The organism is Soonwooa sp. (assembly GCF_032062245.1).
Taxonomy (GTDB): domain Bacteria; phylum Bacteroidota; class Bacteroidia; order Flavobacteriales; family Weeksellaceae; genus Soonwooa.
In genome coordinates, this window is sequence record NZ_DAMBQF010000006.1 from 100,041 (window position 1) to 117,967 (window position 17,927).

General features: G+C 35.4%; 17 protein-coding genes and 1 pseudogene. 14 read left to right on the plus strand and 4 right to left on the minus strand.

Annotation, left to right across the window (positions count from 1 at the left end; translation table 11 throughout):
* Positions 1–2: 2 nt before the first annotated feature.
* The 6 genes and pseudogenes from RT037_RS05450 to RT037_RS05475 all read left to right on the plus strand — a co-directional run bounded on the left by RT037_RS05450 (position 3) and on the right by RT037_RS05475 (position 6,416).
* On the plus strand, positions 3–725 hold the full coding sequence (locus RT037_RS05450; RefSeq protein ID WP_312322896.1) for a pyridoxine 5'-phosphate synthase: 723 nt from the start codon (positions 3–5) through the stop codon (positions 723–725).
* 76 nt (positions 726–801) lie between these two features.
* Positions 802–1,581 carry an alpha/beta fold hydrolase gene (locus RT037_RS05455; protein ID WP_313028680.1) on the plus strand — a complete coding sequence of 260 codons (780 nt, stop codon included), beginning with the start codon at positions 802–804 and terminating at the stop codon, positions 1,579–1,581.
* 64 nt (positions 1,582–1,645) lie between these two features.
* Positions 1,646–2,671, plus strand: coding sequence for an NAD-dependent epimerase/dehydratase family protein (locus tag RT037_RS05460; RefSeq protein ID WP_313028681.1), 1,026 nt, complete (start codon positions 1,646–1,648; stop codon positions 2,669–2,671).
* Complete coding sequence (locus tag RT037_RS05465; protein WP_313028682.1) at positions 2,672–4,438, plus strand: long-chain fatty acid--CoA ligase; 1,767 nt, start codon at positions 2,672–2,674, stop codon at positions 4,436–4,438.
* 314 nt (positions 4,439–4,752) lie between these two features.
* Positions 4,753–5,820 carry a diphosphomevalonate decarboxylase gene (locus RT037_RS05470; protein WP_313028683.1) on the plus strand — a complete coding sequence of 356 codons (1,068 nt, stop codon included), beginning with the start codon at positions 4,753–4,755 and terminating at the stop codon, positions 5,818–5,820.
* Positions 5,821–6,038: 218 nt separating this feature from the next.
* Positions 6,039–6,416: pseudogene (locus tag RT037_RS05475) on the plus strand (VOC family protein).
* Here the strand turns inward: RT037_RS05475 and RT037_RS05480 are convergent.
* On the minus strand, positions 6,417–6,794 hold the full coding sequence (locus RT037_RS05480) for a DUF1634 domain-containing protein (protein WP_079668088.1): 378 nt from the start codon (positions 6,792–6,794) through the stop codon (positions 6,417–6,419).
* A 6-nt stretch (positions 6,795–6,800) separates the two neighbouring features.
* Positions 6,801–7,631: a sulfite exporter TauE/SafE family protein gene (locus RT037_RS05485; protein WP_079668086.1), complete on the minus strand. Its 831-nt coding sequence runs from the start codon at positions 7,629–7,631 to the stop codon at positions 6,801–6,803.
* Positions 7,632–7,747: 116 nt separating this feature from the next.
* On the opposite strand from RT037_RS05485, the gene RT037_RS05490 reads away from it, so the two are divergent.
* The 7 genes from RT037_RS05490 to RT037_RS05520 all read left to right on the plus strand — a co-directional run bounded on the left by RT037_RS05490 (position 7,748) and on the right by RT037_RS05520 (position 14,990).
* Complete coding sequence (locus RT037_RS05490; protein ID WP_313028687.1) at positions 7,748–8,080, plus strand: zinc ribbon domain-containing protein YjdM; 333 nt, start codon at positions 7,748–7,750, stop codon at positions 8,078–8,080.
* A gap of 37 nt (positions 8,081–8,117) precedes the next feature.
* On the plus strand, positions 8,118–9,227 hold the full coding sequence (locus tag RT037_RS05495) for a 5-(carboxyamino)imidazole ribonucleotide synthase (protein ID WP_312324138.1): 1,110 nt from the start codon (positions 8,118–8,120) through the stop codon (positions 9,225–9,227).
* An 81-nt stretch (positions 9,228–9,308) separates the two neighbouring features.
* The gene (locus RT037_RS05500) at positions 9,309–9,686 is read left to right on the plus strand and encodes a hypothetical protein (RefSeq protein WP_313028688.1); all 378 of its coding nucleotides are present in this window, start codon (positions 9,309–9,311) and stop codon (positions 9,684–9,686) included.
* Positions 9,687–9,840: 154 nt separating this feature from the next.
* Positions 9,841–11,316, plus strand: a complete 1,476-nt coding sequence (locus RT037_RS05505; protein WP_313028689.1) for an ankyrin repeat domain-containing protein — start codon at positions 9,841–9,843, stop codon at positions 11,314–11,316.
* Positions 11,317–11,322: 6 nt separating this feature from the next.
* On the plus strand, positions 11,323–11,814 hold the full coding sequence (locus RT037_RS05510) for a DUF2271 domain-containing protein (protein ID WP_313028691.1): 492 nt from the start codon (positions 11,323–11,325) through the stop codon (positions 11,812–11,814).
* 3 nt (positions 11,815–11,817) lie between these two features.
* Positions 11,818–14,004: a PepSY domain-containing protein gene (locus RT037_RS05515; RefSeq protein ID WP_313028692.1), complete on the plus strand. Its 2,187-nt coding sequence runs from the start codon at positions 11,818–11,820 to the stop codon at positions 14,002–14,004.
* Positions 14,005–14,018: 14 nt separating this feature from the next.
* Positions 14,019–14,990, plus strand: coding sequence for an FAD:protein FMN transferase (locus tag RT037_RS05520; RefSeq protein WP_313028693.1), 972 nt, complete (start codon positions 14,019–14,021; stop codon positions 14,988–14,990).
* A gap of 18 nt (positions 14,991–15,008) precedes the next feature.
* Here RT037_RS05520 and RT037_RS05525 read toward each other — a convergent pair whose 3' ends face one another.
* Both RT037_RS05525 and RT037_RS05530 read right to left on the minus strand, forming a co-directional pair.
* Complete coding sequence (locus RT037_RS05525; protein ID WP_313028694.1) at positions 15,009–17,039, minus strand: TonB-dependent receptor domain-containing protein; 2,031 nt, start codon at positions 17,037–17,039, stop codon at positions 15,009–15,011.
* A gap of 75 nt (positions 17,040–17,114) precedes the next feature.
* Complete coding sequence (locus tag RT037_RS05530) at positions 17,115–17,402, minus strand: hypothetical protein (protein ID WP_313028695.1); 288 nt, start codon at positions 17,400–17,402, stop codon at positions 17,115–17,117.
* A 202-nt stretch (positions 17,403–17,604) separates the two neighbouring features.
* Here RT037_RS05530 and RT037_RS05535 point away from each other — a divergent pair, with 202 nt between their 5' ends.
* Positions 17,605–17,898 carry a hypothetical protein gene (locus RT037_RS05535; RefSeq protein ID WP_313028696.1) on the plus strand — a complete coding sequence of 98 codons (294 nt, stop codon included), beginning with the start codon at positions 17,605–17,607 and terminating at the stop codon, positions 17,896–17,898.
* The last annotated feature ends 29 nt before the right edge of the window (positions 17,899–17,927 follow it).

Here is a 17,927-nt window from a genome sequence, read left to right on the forward strand (position 1 = left end):
AAATGACAACAAAACTAAGTGTCAATATCAATAAAATTGCAACTTTAAGAAATGCAAGAGGTGGTGATGTGCCAAGTGTAACACAAATTGCAATCGATGCGCAGAAATTTGGCGCACAAGGTATTACCATTCATCCAAGACCTGATGAAAGACATATCACTCGCAAAGATGTTTATAATCTAAAACCTTTGGTCACAACCGAATTTAATATTGAAGGAAATCCTTATCCAGATTTTATTAAAATGGTTTTGGAAGTGAAGCCTGAGCAAGTAACTTTAGTTCCTGATGCAGAAGATGCGATTACATCAAATGCTGGCTGGGATTGTAAAACGCATTTGGATAAGTTGACAGACATCGTTTCGACTTTTAAAAATGCGGGAATTCGAACTTCGATTTTCTTAGATCCATATCCCGAAATGGTAGAGTGGGCAGCAAAAACGGGAGCAGATCGAATCGAACTTTACACAGAAGCTTTTGCAAAAGAATATCCAAATAATCCTGAAGCAGCGATTAAAGATTACTACGAAACTTCACTTAAAGCAACCGAATTTGGTTTAGGAATTAACGCAGGACATGATTTAAGTTTAGACAATTTAAAATATTTTTCTGACAATATTCCTAACTTATTGGAAGTTTCGATTGGTCATGCTTTGATTTCGGAAGCTTTGTACATGGGATTAGAAAACACCATCCAAGCTTATCTGAAGAGATTGGCGAAATGGTAGAACATAAATGATGAATTATTAATTATGAATTTTGGAAAATATTTAAAATCTAAAATTCAAAATTAAAAGTTTTAAAATGGAAATATTACATTCTAAAATATACGGAGAAGATAAGGCTGGGACGCCTTTGTTGGTGCTACATGGACTTTTCGGAATGCTCGACAACTGGGGAAGTTTCGGGAAAGAATTTGGAGAAATGATGCCAACGCATTTGTTGGATCTTAGAAATCACGGCAGAAGTTTTCATTCGTCGTCGATGACGCATGATGATTTAGCAAACGATATTATCAATTACATGAATGCTCATAACATGGATAAAGCCTATCTTTTGGGACATTCTCTTGGTGGAAAAGCGGTAATGCAATGCGCTATTAATTTCCCTGAAAAAATAGAAAAACTTATCGTTGTTGATATTTCGCCAAAAGCATATCCAGCACATCATCAAGGTATTATTAAAGCTTTGCAGTCGGTTGATTTTTCTAAAGTTGAATCGCGTCACGATGTGGAAGATGTTCTCAAAGAATTTATCCCAGAGACTTTTGTTATTCAGTTTTTGATGAAGAATCTTTATTGGACAGAGGATAAGAAGTTGGACTGGCGTTTTAACCTACAAACTTTGGCGGATAACTATACAGAATTTGTGTCTAACGCAATCAAATTTGGTGTTTACAATGGTCCGACTTTGTTTATAAAAGGTTCTAAGTCCAATTATATTCTTCCGCAAGACGATTTCTTAATCAAGCAACAGTTTCCGAATTCTAATTTGGTAGAGATTCCAAATGCCTCGCATTGGGTGCAAGCCAATAATCCAACTGATTTTGCAATTGCAGTTAAAGCATTTTTGTTTGATAAATAAGAGGTTTTAATTTAGAGTTTCAATGCGTATCTTTGTCGGAACTTGATTTTATAAAAACTACAGCTTGGAGGCACATCCGAAGGAAGAATACATTTTAGTAACTGGTGCAACGGGGATTTTGGGGCGCGTTATTGTTTTAGAACTTCTGAAACAAGGACGTAAAGTTCGTGCTACCAAACGTCCAAATAGCGATTTAAAAGATGTTTTGAATTCTTATAAATTCTATACCGATCAGCCTGATTTTTATTTTAACCAAATCGAATGGATTAATACCGATTTTGACGATATTTTTTCTTTAGAAAAAGCCGTTGAAAATGTCTCCGAAATTTACCATTGTGCGGCAAAGGTTAGCTTTCACCCGAAAGATCGTGACTTGATGTACAAAACCAATATCGAAGGAACAAAAAATCTACTTTACGCAGTACAAGATTCTGGTGTCGAAAAATTTTGTTTTGTAAGTTCTGTAGCGGTTTTAGATGGTTTTAATGACGAAAAATTACAGGACGAAACCTGCGATTTTAATTCTAAATTAGATCATTCAGCTTATGCTAAATCCAAACATTTCTCTGAAATGGAAATTTGGCGCGCAGCAGCTGAAGGACTCAATGTTGTCATCGTTAATCCGTCGATTATCATTGGTTCTGGCAATTGGTCGAGTAGTAGTGGTGAGATGTTTGGACAACTTGCAAAATCAGGCTTTTCGACAGATGGATCATCAGGTTATGTTGACGTTCGTGATGTGGCAAAAATTAGTATTCAGTTGATGGATTCTAATATATTTGATCAAAGATTTGTTTTAAATTCTGAAAATATTAAAAATGAAATCATCGCTAATAAAGTGAGAACAGCTGTTGGTCAATCACCAGTCAAAATTATTTCTAAATCTGTTTTAAATATTGGAAAAACGCTTAACATGCTATTTGGTTGGCTTATTCCGAGTCTTCGTATGGCGAACAAAGTTAATATTGAAGCCATAACTTCTGAGTCCAAACTCAGCAATCAAAAAATTAAAAAACAATTGAATTTCGATTTTATGCCCGTTTCGGAAAGCTTCGATTTTCATTTGAAAAATTATATACAAGATAAATAAATGAATATTGCAAATTTCTTGATAACCAATGCACAAAATTATCCTCTAAAGCAAGCTATCGGTTTCAAAAGTGGAGCAGGATGGTCGCATCTTAATTGGAGAAAATTGAAGACGGTGGTTTTCAAAACCGCAAATGCATTGAAGGAAGCCGGCATACAAAAAGGTGACCGTGTAGCGATCTATTCTGACAACTCGGCAGAGTGGATTACGATGGACTTGGCGACTTTGGCGATTGGTGCAGTAACGGTGCCGATATATTCGAGCAATACTAAAGATCAAGCCAAGCATGTTATCCTCGATTCGGGTGCAAAAATTATCTTGACAGGTAACAAAGACCATTACGACAACGCGATTGCTTTGTTGGAAGAATGTCCAAGTCTTGAAAGAATTATCGTTACCAAAACTTACGAAAGAATTATTCACGACCAAAGTATTCATCTTCAAAAATTCATAAAACCTGCAAGCGAAAACTTGGAGATTTTGGATATGCAAGAAGATGATTTGGCGACCATCATTTATACTTCTGGTACGACAGGAACACCAAAAGGCGTGATGTTGATGCATGGGAATTTTGTGAAAGCTTTTGACGCACATTTTGAATTTTTTAAATTTAAGAACTTTGAAGACGAACATTCATTTGCGTTTTTACCATTAACTCACGTTTTCGAAAGAAGTTGGACTTTATTAGCAATGTCTGGCGGTGCAAAAGTTTCGTTTTTGACGAATACAAAAGCCATTGCGGAAGAATTGCCGATTGTGCAACCAACGATGATGTGCTCGGTTCCGAGATTTTATCAGAAGATTTATATTAAAATTCAAGAAACGATTCAGAGTTTTTCACCAACTAAACAGAAGATCTTTAATTGGGCTTTGGGTGTTGGTTCTCAATATCACGAATTAAAACGACAAGAAAAATCAATTCCATTGGGATTGGGTTTAAAATATAATCTTGCCGATACTTTAGTTTTCAAAAAGATAAAAGGACAATTAGGTGGTCGATTATGGTTTATGCCTTGTGGTGGTGCTTCAATTTCTCCTGAGATTGCAAAATTTTTTGATGCGATGGGCATTCATTTGACGGTTGGCTACGGACTAACTGAAACGACGGCAACTTTGGCGCTTTATCCTTTAACTAAATATAAATTTGGGACAACTGGTCGTACGTTACCAGGCGTTGAAATTAAAATTGGTAATGACGAAGAAATTCTTGCAAAAGGAAATGGCATCATGAAAGGTTACTACAATCGTCCAGAAGAAACAGCGGAAGTTTTTACAGAAGATGGTTGGTTCCGGACGGGAGATTGCGGAACGATTGACGCCGAAGGCAATTTGACAATTACTGATCGTATCAAAGATTTGATGAAAACCTCGAATGGGAAGTATATTTCACCACAAGCGACGGAGAATCTTTTGACCAACGATGCTTTTGTACAACAAGCGGTTCTTATTGCAGAAGGTCGATCTTATGTAACAGCTTTAATTGTTCCAAATTTTGAAACTTTGGAAGAAAAAGCAAAACAAGAAAATATTACGTATCAATCTCACGAGGATTTAATTAAAAATCCGATAGTTGTGGAGTTTTACAATCAAAAAATAAATGAACTTCAAAAAGATTTAGCATCTTACGAAAAGATTAAAAAAATAAGTTTGATACCTCGAGATTTCCAAATGGATTTAGGTGAGATGACACCAACTTTGAAAGTTCGTCGTAAAGTGGTTTTAGAAAAATTTGCTGATCTTATCGAAGAAATGTACAAAGGTCATTAATTGAAAATCGAGTCCCGAAGGGACGATTTATTATAGAATAGGATGTAATCCTATTAAAGGGTGAATTTATTTTTAAAAAGTTAGAAGGGACAATTTATTATAGAATAGGATGTAATCCTATTAAAAGATGAATTTATTTTTAAAAATTTCGAAGGGACGATTAAGTACAGAATAGGAGGTATAATATATGTGATAAAATCCCGAAGGGATGAATTATCATAGTCTAGGACGGAAGTCATAGGAAAATAAAACATTTACGCAATAATCCCGAAAGGACAAATAATCATAACCTAGGACGCAGTCCTGAAAAAAATATGGAAAATCAATTTTTAGGAAATAAAAACTTTAATATTAGTAATCAAACGGTGACAGAATCTTGTCCGTCGAATATTGCGATTATTAAATATTGGGGAAAATACGAAAATCAGATTCCAGCGAATCCAAGTATTAGTTATACGCTTAACAACTGTAAAACCAATACAACGATGGAATTTTTAGCGAACGAAGAATTTTCTGTTCAAACTTTTCTTGCAGGAAATGAAGAAAAAAAATTCGCTGAAAAAATTGAAAAATATTTTAAAAACATCGAAAAGTATTTACCTTGGATTCTGAAAGGTAAGTTCATTATTAAAACTGAAAACACTTTTCCTCACAGTTCTGGTATTGCAAGTTCGGCTTCTGGTTTTGGCGCGATTGCAAAATGTCTAATGGCTTTGGACGAAAAATTTTCGGCGGAAAATCACCAACCAACAACCAGCAACTTAGATATTCAAAAAGCTAGTTTTTTAGCGAGATTGGGAAGTGGGAGCGCTTGTAGAAGCCTTTACAACGGCCTAATTGTTTGGGGAAAAACCAAGGAAGTTGCAGAAAGTTCGGACTTGTTTGCAGTTCCTTATCCGAAGGACGAAATTCACTCGATTTTCAAAAATTTTAACGATTGGGTTTTGCTGATTCATGAAGGTGAAAAAAGCGTATCATCTACTGTTGGCCATGGATTGATGAACACAAATCCTTATGCAGAAAGACGTTTTCAAGAAGCTCACGAGAATTTTGACACATTAAAAACGATTCTAGCGACTGGCGATTTGGATGGATTTATCAAATTGACAGAACACGAAGCTTTGACTCTTCATGCGATGATGATGATGAGCGATCCTGCTTTTATTTTGATGAAAACAGGCACTTTGGAAGTGATTAATAAAATTTGGGAGTTCCGAAGAATAACGAGTCTACCGTTATTTTTTACTTTAGATGCTGGTGCAAATGTTCATCTTCTGTTCCCGAATCATCCCGAACAAGATAAAATCGAGAACTTTATTAATCAAGAATTATTGCCATTTACGCAAAAAGGTGGCGTTGTTAAAGATGTGATGAGGTTTTAATTTTTAATAAAGAAATAATTTTATAAGTTGAGTAGAGTGAAGATTCTGCTCAATTTTTTTTAATGATATTTAAATGAAAGTAAGAAAAAACACAAATCATTTTATTTTGCGGACTTTCGCCACTTTGTGGTTTCACCAAAGCAAATCTTATCATTTCAAATGAAGGGAAAGATCAATTTTGAACAAAAAAATCTAATTTTAAATTTTAAAATAACATTATGAAAATCCACCACATCGCAATAATTTGTTCTGATTATGAGGTTTCGAGAAAGTTTTACACTGAAATTTTAGGTTTAAATATTATTCGTGAAGTTTATCGTGAAGAAAGACAATCTTACAAATTAGATTTATCGATTCATAATCATTATGTTATCGAGCTTTTTTCGTTCCCGAATCCACCCAAAAGAATGTCTCAACCAGAAGCATGTGGACTATGACATTTAGCTTTTTCGGTTGAAGATGTCGAGAAAAAAAGACAAGAATTTATTTTAAAATCTTTAGTCTGTGAAGACATCAGAATTGATGAATTTACCGAGAAAAAATTCTTTTTTACGCAAGATCCAGATGGACTGCCAATGGAGTTTTACGAAAAATAATTAATGCGCATAACCACTAATAAAACTTACAAACATAATTCCCAAAACAATCAACGAAATGACAACATAAGTGTAATCTTTCTCTTTTAGATAACCGATTAGCGCAAAGATAATTCGCATTAACGGGGTGAGAATCAACAGTAAAATCCCTAATTGGATAATGCCCATGCCTTCAAAATGCTTAAGCGAATTCCAAAAGCTTTGCCATACATTTTCACTAGGAATACCAAGTTGATCGTAGTTTTTTGGCATTTCAAAACCTTCAAGATAAAGCTTAATAAAACCAACTAATGAGGTCGTTACTGACAAAATAACGCCCAGACGAAGAAGATTTCCTACTGAGCGGTTAAGGTCCAAATCTGTGAATTCCTTTCTCATTTGTCGTTATTTAAAATTGTTGGTTAACCCGTTATACATCATATAAATCGACAAAATTGTAATAACAATCGCGAAGAAAGTTTTTAGTTTTTTAGTTTTAGAAACCATCAAAGTTTTAGCGCCGATAAGACTTCCCACAACAACGCCAATTAATACTGGCGCAACAATAACAGGGATAATTTCGCCTCGCTGAAAATAAATCAACGCACCAGCAACTGCCGTTACACCAATCATAAAATTACTAGTCGTCGTCGAAACTTTGAAAGGTAATTTCATCATATTATCCATGGCCAAAACCTTTAGTGCACCAGATCCGATACCAAGTAAACCAGACATTGCACCTGCAAAAACCATCATCAAAAATCCAGGAACTGTGTTTCTCGCCGAATAGTTTTTAATAACGCCTTTGTCTGGGAAAGTCCCATAAAGTTTTAATTTGTCCTCGAGACTTCCTTTTATTAAAGTTTCCTGATGATCAGGTTTTCCTTTTAAATTTAAGATTACGGTTAAAATTAAAATACTAGCAAAGATAATCCCGATGGTGTTAGGATTTAACATCCCCGAAACTAAAGCTCCCAAAATGGCGCCTGCAGTTGTTGCAATTTCTAAAAACATCCCAATTCGCATATTGGTGAAGCCTTCTTTAACAAAAGCAACCGCCGAACCTGAAGATGTGCCGATAACCGAGATAAGAGATGCGCCGATGGCATAATGCATTGGGACGCCGAAGCCTAATGTTAAAAGCGGGATAATGATGACGCCGCCGCCTAGTCCTGTTAGTGAGCCTAATAGTCCTGCTGAGACTGCACCTAGGAATAAAATTATGATTTCCGTCATATCGCAAATATAATTGTATTGCGTCGCTTTTACAAGATATTCTGTATTTTTCTGTTGTAAACTTTAACTTCTTAGTTTTCTTCGGTATCTTTGGCATTATTATAATTTTTTTAAACATGAGCGAAACACACATCTGTCCAAAATGTCAATCAGAATATACTTACGAAAACGGAAATTTAATGACTTGTTCTCAATGTTTCAATGAGTGGGATCCCGCAGAAATTGACATGGAAGGCAGAATTTTGGACGCTAACGGTAACGAATTGAAAGACGGCGATTCTGTTGTTGTGGTTAAAGATCTTCCTGTTAAAGGTGCGCCGAAGCCTGTTAAAGCGGGTACCAAAGTTAAAAATATTCGACTAAGACCTGATAGCGATCATAATATCGATTGCAAAATTGATGGTTTTGGAGCAATGGCTTTAAAATCTGAATTTGTAAAAAAAGCTTAAAATTCTAAAATCAATCTAATTTAAAAGTAAAAGAAAAATGAAAATCGGAATTCTAGGTGGTGGACAATTAGGTCGAATGTTTATCCAAAATGCACTAAAGTATGATGATGAATTTTATACGATTGATCCCGCTTATGATGCCCCTTGTCACAATATTTCTTATTTTACGCAAGGCAATTTTAAAGATTATCAAACGGTTTTAGATTTTGGAAAAGATAAAGATGTTGTAACTATTGAGATAGAACATGTTAATGCTGATGCTTTGGCAGAACTAGAAAATCAAGGTGTTAAAGTGGTTCCTAATTCTAAAATTATTACAACCATTCAACAAAAGATTCTTCAAAAAGAGTTTTATAAAGAGAATGATATCCCGAGTCCAGATTTTGAAATTATGGACGGCACTTCCGAAGAAATCAAAATAGAATTTCCGTTTGTTCAGAAGCTTAATACGGGCGGTTATGATGGTAAAGGTGTACAACTTATCAAGAATGCAGACGATCTTAAAAAGCTTTGGGTAGAAGATTCGGTTTTAGAAAAATTAGTCGATATCGATAAAGAATTATCCGTTATCGTTGCTAAAAATGAACGTGGCGAAACCAAAACTTTTCCCGTAACAGAAATGGTTGCAGATCCCAAATTAAATCTTTTGGATTTTAATATTTGCCCAACCAATATTAGCGACGATGTAGCGCAACAGATAGAAAAGATTACTAACAAATTTTTGCAGGTTGTAGAATCTCCAGGACTTTTTGCCATCGAATTATTTTTGGATAAAAATGGAAAAGTTTGGGTTAACGAAACTGCGCCTAGGTTACACAATTCTGGACATCAAAGTCAAGAAGGTAACGCCAATTCTCAGTTTGAGCAGATGTATCGCGTGGTGACAAACTCTCCGTTAGCAGATACTGAGGCATTCACATTTAGTGGCATGTTAAACTTGGTAGGAGCGGACGGATTTATGGGAAAAGTGATTTATGACGGACTAGATGAAGTTATGAAAATGCCCAAAACCTATGTTCATCTTTACGGAAAAACAGAGACCAAACCTGGTCGAAAAATGGGACACATTAACGTTCTCGCAGATTCTCGCGAAGAGCTGATGGATAAATTAATTAGCATTAAATCTAAGGTTATCGTTAAATCTTAAATTATTAAGTTTGTTTTCGCATTTGTTTTCACAATTATTTTCGGAAGCTTAGTTTCTGCACAACTTTTCTCGATAGAAGATTTGTCCAAACTAAATTCGATGGATGAAGATGATTTTCAAAAAGAAATGACGAAATACAAGTTCACAGGTTTTGATAAAATAGAATCTAGTAAAGTTAAAGTCGTCAATTATAGTGGCGAAAATGCTTCGCTTGCGAAGGAAATTGCAAAAAACAATTATGCTACTTCCAAAATCACTTATAGTTTTGAAAGTAAAGTTTTTTTTGACAATTATTTTAAATTAATTTCTGAACTAAAATTCCAACCAGTTCTTCAAGAACAAACCGCTGACGGAATGGTTAAACATTATAAAAAAGCAAATCAGATTTTAAAATTAATAGATACTCAAGATCCGATAACCGATGCAAAAATTTATCGAATCGAAGTTTCACAAGAATAAAATAAATCCCGAGCAAATTCTTTTGTTCGGTTTTTTATTTCCTGCATTTTATCACTTTTTTAATATTTATTTTGGAGGTGTTATTTTTATTCTTAATTTTGTTATTTATAATTATTATAAATAAAATTAACGAATTAATTATACCATATACCTTATGAAAAAGATCTTTTTTGCTGCTGTTTTTTTAGTAGCTTTTGCTTTCGGGAAAGCTCAAAAAAACACTTTATTAGATGGTGCTTTTTGGAAGAATAACCCAACTTTAGAAACTGTAAAAGCAGAAATCGTAAAAGGAAATAGTCCGTCACAACAAAACGGAGGATTCTTTGATCCCGTTGTAATGGCGATTAATAATAAGGTTTCAACGCCTGTTGTTCAATTTATGGTGGAGCAAGCAGGAAATTCGATTGATAAAAAAACACACCATTCTAGAACGTATTTGCAGTGGGCAGCGGCTTCTGGAAATTTAGAATTGGTGAATTATCTTTTGGCGAAAGGTTCGGATGTTCATTATAAAGACAGTCACGGTTCGTCGGTTATCGAGTATGCAGCCGAAGCTGGAAACCAAAATACCGCAGTTTTTGATGCGTTAATTAAAGCTGGAGCTAATCCAAAATTAAAGCATGAAGACGGTTCAACTTTAATCATGATGAGCATTGCGAATGATGATGATTTGAAGTTGGCGAATTATTTCGTTTCTAAAGGTTTGTCGCTTCAGGATAAAGATGCAGCGGGAAGAACGGTTGCAGATTATGCGATGAAGTTGGGAAATTTCAAAATTTTAGATCAATTGGTTGCGAAAGGGGTAAAACCAACCGACCAAGCTTTGTTCTTTGCAACGCAAGGTTCGCGTGCAAAAGCTAATGGATTGGACGTTTTCCAAACTTTAGTAGAAAAATATAAGTTGAATCCAAAGGCTTTGAATCCAAATGGAGCAACGATTTTAAATTCATTGATGAGAAGACCAAATCTTGAAATTGTTCAATATTTTTTGAACAAAGGTGTTGATACAGGAATTGCTGATAAAGAGGGCAACACGGCGTTAATGATGGCTTCTCAAGGAAAAGATGTGAAAGTAATTGAAACACTTTTAGCAAAATCTAAAAACGTAAATGCAGCCAATGTAAAAGGCCAAACTGCGTTAATGAAAGCAATTGAAAGCGGTTCTGCTGACGTTGCAACTTTATTAATTAAAAGCGGAGCCAACGCAAAAGCGACTGATAAAGCTGGAAATTCGTTAGCTTATTATTGGTTCAATTCGTATAAATCAAATCCAGAAGCGATTGCAGATTTTACAGCGAAACAAGCTTTGTTGCAAACGGCTGGTGTTGATTTCAAATCGACTCCAAAAAACGGAAACTCGTTATTGTTATTGGCTGTTGACAAAGGTGAAATCGATTTAGTGAAAAAAGCAGCGGAATTGGGAGTTGATGTTAATGCTCAAGATGCCGATGGAAACTCAGCTTTACACAAGGCGGCTTTGGTTTCTAAAGACGATAAAATGCTAAAAACTTTGGTGGATTTAGGTGTTAGAAAAGATTTAAAAACAGAGTTCGAAGAAACGGCATACGATTTGGCTAAAGAAAACGAATTCTTAACAAAAAATAAAGTGTCAATCGACTTTTTGAAATAAAAGATTATGAAAAAGAACTGGAAAGTTATGGTTTTGAGCATTTTTGCACTGGTTTTGTCCAATTCGGTTTTCGCTCAAACAACGAAGTACAAAACGATGATTCAGATGAATGCCTATTCGGGGAAAGAAGCCTATGTGCTAATTTCACTAATTAATCCGAAAGGACAGTACGAGCAGACTTTGGGCGTTTTAGGAACCGATAACGAGTGGTACAACACGCTGAAAGAATGGGACAAATTTCAAAAAGTTAAAAAGCAAAAATTAAACGGAATCACTGGCGCTTCGGTTGCTGGTGGGGCGAGAGCAACGCGTTTAATTGAATTTGACACAGCTAAACTAGACAAAGGTTACAAAATCCGTTTTGAATCTGCCGTTGAAACTCAAAAATACTACGCAAAAGATGCGGAAGTTGCTTTGTCATCAGCAGTTTTAGACAATAAAGCGGGCGTTACGGGCGGCGGTTACATCAAAGCGATTCGATTTTTAAAAGTTCAGTAAAAAATGACCGTATCCATTTGGCGGTATGCTCATTTGGCGTTGGCGATTGTTTCGTCCGCTTTCCTTTTGATTCTGTCGGTTACGGGCGTTATTTTGGCCTACGATGCGATAGATGAAAAAGCTCCGGCGTACCGTGTAGAAAATTTTCAAGAACTCAATCTGGGACAGGTTTTGCCCACACTTCGAGACTCGTATTTTGAAGTGATAGAAGTGAAGGTGGATCACAACGATTTCGTGACCATAGACGCTTTGGACGAAAACGGAAATCCCGTAAAATCCTATATTGATCCCAATTCTGGAAAGAAAATTGGCGATATAAAACCCAAAAGCGACTTCATCAATTGGACGACCGCTTTGCACCGTTCTTTGTTTTTGAAAGAAACCGGAAGAGCGATTGTTGGCGTGGTTTCCTTCATTTTATTTTTGATTTCCATTAGTGGTTTTGTCCTTATTTTAAAGCGTCAACAAGGGATAAAACATTTCTTTACACGAATCCGAAAAGATTTCTTCTCGCAATATTTCCATGTTGTTTCGGGACGATTATTATTGATTCCGATCTTGATTGTTGCCTTAACTGGAACCATTATTTTCATGGTTCGATTGGATTTTTTTAAAGGTGAAAATCAAGAGATAAAACATACCGCGAAAGCTGGTGAAGCCAAGGATTTAAAAGATATTCCTTTCTTTAAAAATACGGCTTTGGACGATGTGGAACGCATCGAATTTCCATTTGTTCCTGATGATGAAGCCGAACCGTTTATCGTTCATTTAAAAGATCGTTCGGTGTCGGTAAATCAAGTTACGGGCGAAATTATTTCTGAAACCAAATATCCGTATTCCGCAGTTTTAGAAAAGATAAATCTCGATCTTCATACAGGAAAAACGAGCCGTATTTGGGCATTTATCTTAGGTTTAGCTTCGTTGAATATTGTGTTTTTTATTTACACCGGTTTCGTGATTATGTTCCGCAGAACACGAACTAAAATTAAAAATCAATACAAAAGCAAAGATGCCGAAATCATCTTATTGGTCGGCTCTGAGAATGGTACAACGCTAACTTTTGCTGATAATATTCACAAACAATTGTTAGGGCAAGGGAAGAAATCCTTTTTGTCTCAAATGAATCAATACGAGGCCTATCCAAAAGCGCAACATTTGGTGATTTTTACGTCAACCTATGGACTTGGAGAAGCGCCAACCAATGCTAATCGTTTTGATAATTTGGTTAAAAGAACACCTCAAGATCATCCGATTTCGTTTTCGGTGGTTGGTTTTGGTTCAAAATCCTATCCAGATTATTGTGAATTTGCCGTTTCGGTTAATCAACTTCTAAATGAACAATCTTGGGCAAACGAATTGGTGAATTTCTGTACTGTAAATGATAGATCGACGCAAGAGTTTGTGCATTGGGCGAAACTTTGGAGCGAGAAAAGTTTATTGGCTTTGGCAACGGCACCAACAGTTTACGAAGCTAAAATTCCAAATCTTAAAGAATTTGAAGTGGTTGAAAAATCGATTCCAACAGAAGAGAATACGACTTTTAAAGTTGTTTTAAAACCAACAAAAAAACAAAATTTTGAATCGGGAGATTTACTTGCGATTTATCCTGAAAACAATAATAAAGAGCGTTTTTATTCGGTTGGAAAAGTCGGGCAAAACATTCAATTGTTGGTTAAATTATTCCCTGGTGGTTTAGGTTCTGAATATTTGCATCAATTAAAAATCGGTTCCAAAATTAATGGACGAATCATGGAAAATGCAAAATTCCATTTGCCGAAAGATGCTCAGAAAATTGCGATGATTGCAAACGGAACAGGAATCGCGCCGTTTTTAGGAATGATTGATGAAAATTTCAGTAAGAAAAATATTCGATTGTATTCTGGTTTTAGATTTGATAATTCGCAAGCCAAAGAATATCAAAAATTCGCACAAGAACAGCAATCGAAAGGTCATTTAGAAAGTTTACACTTGGCTTTTTCTCGTGAAGGAAATAAGCAATATGTGATGAATTTAATCAAAAATAATGAAACCTATTTTGCTGATTTATTGAAAGAAGGCGGAATTATTATGATTTGTGGTGCGTTAAAAATGCAACGGGATGTTGAAAAAGTTTTAGAAGAAATCACTTTAAAATATCATCAACAGCCGCTAAGCTCGTATGAAAACCAAATTCTAACGGATTGTTATTAAATCAAAAATATAAAATGTACCAAAACAGAATCGTTTTTACGCTTCTGTTTTTGGTTTTTCCAAGCAGCTTTGTTTTCGCTCAAAAACCTGTTGTAGTCGAGCGTCAAGTCACTTTGATGGGTTCGATTTTTAACATTACTTTGGTGGATAAAGATTCGGCGAGTGCAAATAAAAATATTGATTTAACCATTGAAGAAATTTGTCGAATTGAAAATTTAATATCCGAATGGCAACCGCATACGCAGATTTCACAAGTCAATCAAAATGCAGGAATCCATCCTGTGAAAGTCGATAAGGAAGTTTTTGATCTTACAAATCGTGCGATTGATTATTCTAAAATGTCAAACGGAGCGTTCGATATTTCAACGGTTTCTATGGATAAAATTTGGCGTTTTGATGGTTCAATGAACGAAATGCCAAGTCAGGAATCCATCAAAAAATCGATTTCAAATGTCGATTATCGAAATATTATTTTGGATTCCATAAACTCAACCATTTTCTTGAAAAATAAAGGCATGAAAATCGGTTTTGGTTCAATAGGAAAGGGTTATGCTGCGGATAAAGGTCGAGAATTTATGCAAAAAAAAGGTATCAAAGCTGGAATTGTAAACGCTTCTGGCGATATTGCGACTTGGGGAACGCAACCTAACGGGAAACCTTGGGCAATTGGTATCCGAAATCCTTTTAAGCGTCAGAAAGTTGCTAAAGTTTTAAAACTTAAAAACTCAGCTGTTGCCACTTCTGGAAGTTATGAAAAGTACGCCGAAATCGAAGGTGTGCGTTATTCTCATATCATCAATCCAAAAACGGGATTTCCTGCAACTGGAATTACGAGCGTCACAATTTACGGCCCTTCTTCTGAATTTTGCAACGCGCTAAGCACTTCCATCATGGTTTTAGGTGAAAAAGAAGGACTGAAATTAGTCCGAAAGTTCCCTGAATATCGCTATTTGTTGATAACGGACGAGGGGAAAATTAAGAAATAATTCAGTCCTTTTTTTCTTTTAAAAATTCACAAAAACGCCAAGATTAAAACTACGTCCGCGTTCCAAAATTCTTTGTTGATTGTTGCTGCTCAAAGTTCTACTCAAATGTTCTGCGTAGGCTCTGTTGAACAAATTGCTGACTTCAACTTGAAATTTAATATTCTCTTGAATTTTAAAATTTGTGTATAAATCCACCACCGAAAAATCAGGTGTTTTCAATTCTTTAAAATCGGTGTTCACACGGTTTTGAGCGCCCGAAAAACGGTAATTTATTCCGTATGAAAATTGCTGATATTGTCCTTCAAGATTCCATTTTAGGTTGAGTGGAGTAATTTCTGCCAGAGGCATATTTTTGTTCAAATCTTCGGCGTAAGTGTAGGCAACGGCAACATCCGTTTTGTAATTGGGCAAAAATTGCCATTGCAAACGAGCTTCAACACCAGCTTTCATCGCTTTTTCAATATTCTGAATTTGTCTTACGCCAGGACTTTGCATGGAATTCAATTTAATATCAGGATTAACCACAGCGCCAATATAATTTTGCATAAAAGCATAAAAGAAATCCGTTTGAAAATGGAAATTTGAGGTGTGGAAGGTGTAAATTAAATCCGCTTGATTGTTAGTTTCTGGTTTAACTAAAGGATTTCCGACCACATCATAATTATCATTTCCAACCGGAAAACGATTGATAAATCGCTCCGTCAAACTACCGCTTCGTTGCGCGCGACCTAACCAAATCGCCAAATCTGAATGTTTACCAAATTTTTGCTGATAACCCAAACTAAAACTGTGATTCAATTGCTCGCTCTTCATTCCGCCGTACAATTGCTCAAATAATTTGGACATTTCTCCTGCGTTTGCCGTGTTGTAATCCATTCGATAAGAAGCCGTAAGTTTTGAAGTGGCAAAATTCTTTGAAAATTCATTAAACCAACCGACTTGATCGATGTGAGAATCTTGCCATGAACTCCCATCTTTAGGCATCATCATGGGCGAACTCATCGTCATGCTTTCGTTTTCGGCTTGTTCATGCTTAAAATCGAAACCAGAATATAAATTCCACGAATTTTTCCCCCACTTGCTTTCAATTCTACCACCGTAAGTTTTAGAAGCGACATTGCTTACCATCATTCTTTTAGGATCACCCATCGAGTGGTGAACCTGCGTGAAATAAGCATTGTAAGCCATTTCTTTTAAAAGAGAATTTTTATAAATGCTTTGATGATTCAGTTGAGCCATCCACGTTTTATCGTAAATTAAATCCATTTTTAGAGCCGCAAATTCGACATTTCGCCCTTGATTTGTGTTCACTTGCAAACTGGTCATTTCGTGATCCGACCATTTGTATTGAATTTTTGAACCTATCGAATAACGTTTAAATGCGGAACGAACTTCGTCGCCATTTCCATCTTTGTATCGGTCGCCATCGTTGTAACTTCCAAACAAATCCACATTAAATTTTTTGGAAGTAAGTTGCGACATCAATTCATTTCTAAAAATAGAACCGTTGATATCATAGCTGCTAGAAAATCTGTTTTTTAACTTGGTTTTATCAGTAAAATTTGGTTTTTCTGAAACGAAATTAATCGTGCCACCCAAGGTTGATCCAAAACGAAATTGATAAGGTCCTTTGTAGATTTGAGCTTCCGAAACGCTATTCATATTAATTTGCGAAATCGAAGGATCCATGCGACTTGGACAAGCATTAATGGCATAAACAGCGCCGTCGGTAACGATGTTAAGCTGTTCATATTTAAAACCTCTCAAAACAGGATCTGTACCGAAGTTTCCTGCTTTTTTGATTCCTGAAATTTCGGGTAAAGTTTTTAAGAAATTTCCTGCATCGTGATCGAGAAGTTGGGTTGAACTTACTTTTATTTGTTTTGAATTTTGATGATTTTGAATATTTAATTTCGTGATTTTCACGACTTCGATATTCTGAATTTTTATGCTGTCTTGGTCTTGAGCTTGCGCAAAATTAAAGCTCGCCACCGAGCAGAATAAGCCGAAACCTATTTTGCAAATAGCTTTTTGATGTTTTGCTAACATGATTTTTTGTATTGTTGAATGACTACTTTGCTGAATTCTATATAAATCCAACTTCGAAAAAATAATTTTTAAAAATTATCCAACAATAGGAGGCTCGTCCAACAATTTTGCCGTTGGAGATTGGTAGAAACTTGTGATAAAATTTATCTTTTCAGATTCAAAATAAGACTTTGAATCGATTTCAAAAAATGTATCTGATGCAGGATTTAAAAACATAAATTCTGTGCAAATTTTCAGAAGTTGAACATTCTGGCTGGTTTGTTCATTTTTTGACATTTGACATTTTCCGTGACATTCCAATTGCGGCTTGCTTTTGTTTTCACAGTGCAATTCGTAGAAGTCTTGGTTTATAGAATAATCCACCCAAAGCAATGTAGATTGACTGCTACAAAGCAATAAAAGGCTAGAGAATACTATTGAAAACCAAATTTTCATAAGACAAATGTATCATCAATTTTTGTGAAATAATACATGAAATTAATCATTTTAAAATAAAAGACTTTTTAGTATTTTATTATTTACATTTACAACATTCAAATTTAATTTCATTAAAAAATGATTTATCATGAAAAAAATTACAATGTTATCCGCGCTCTTATTTTTGAGCCTCGCCAATGCACAAGTTCCGAAGGGAACGCAGTTTGTTTCTGGACAATTCGGATTTTTCACAACCAAAGATGATTCTAATAATTCGAGTTCAGATTCTTATCGTTTTTTGCCGACTTATGGCTATTTTTTTGCGCCCAATTGGGCAGTTGCCGTAAGTGCAGGTTACAGACAAACTATCGATCATTCTACGACAAGAAATGCAAATTTTGAAAATCTCAATTTAGAAGAGGCTGTCTCAAAAGAGAGATAGCCTTTTTTATGCAAAAAAAGGAAAGCCGA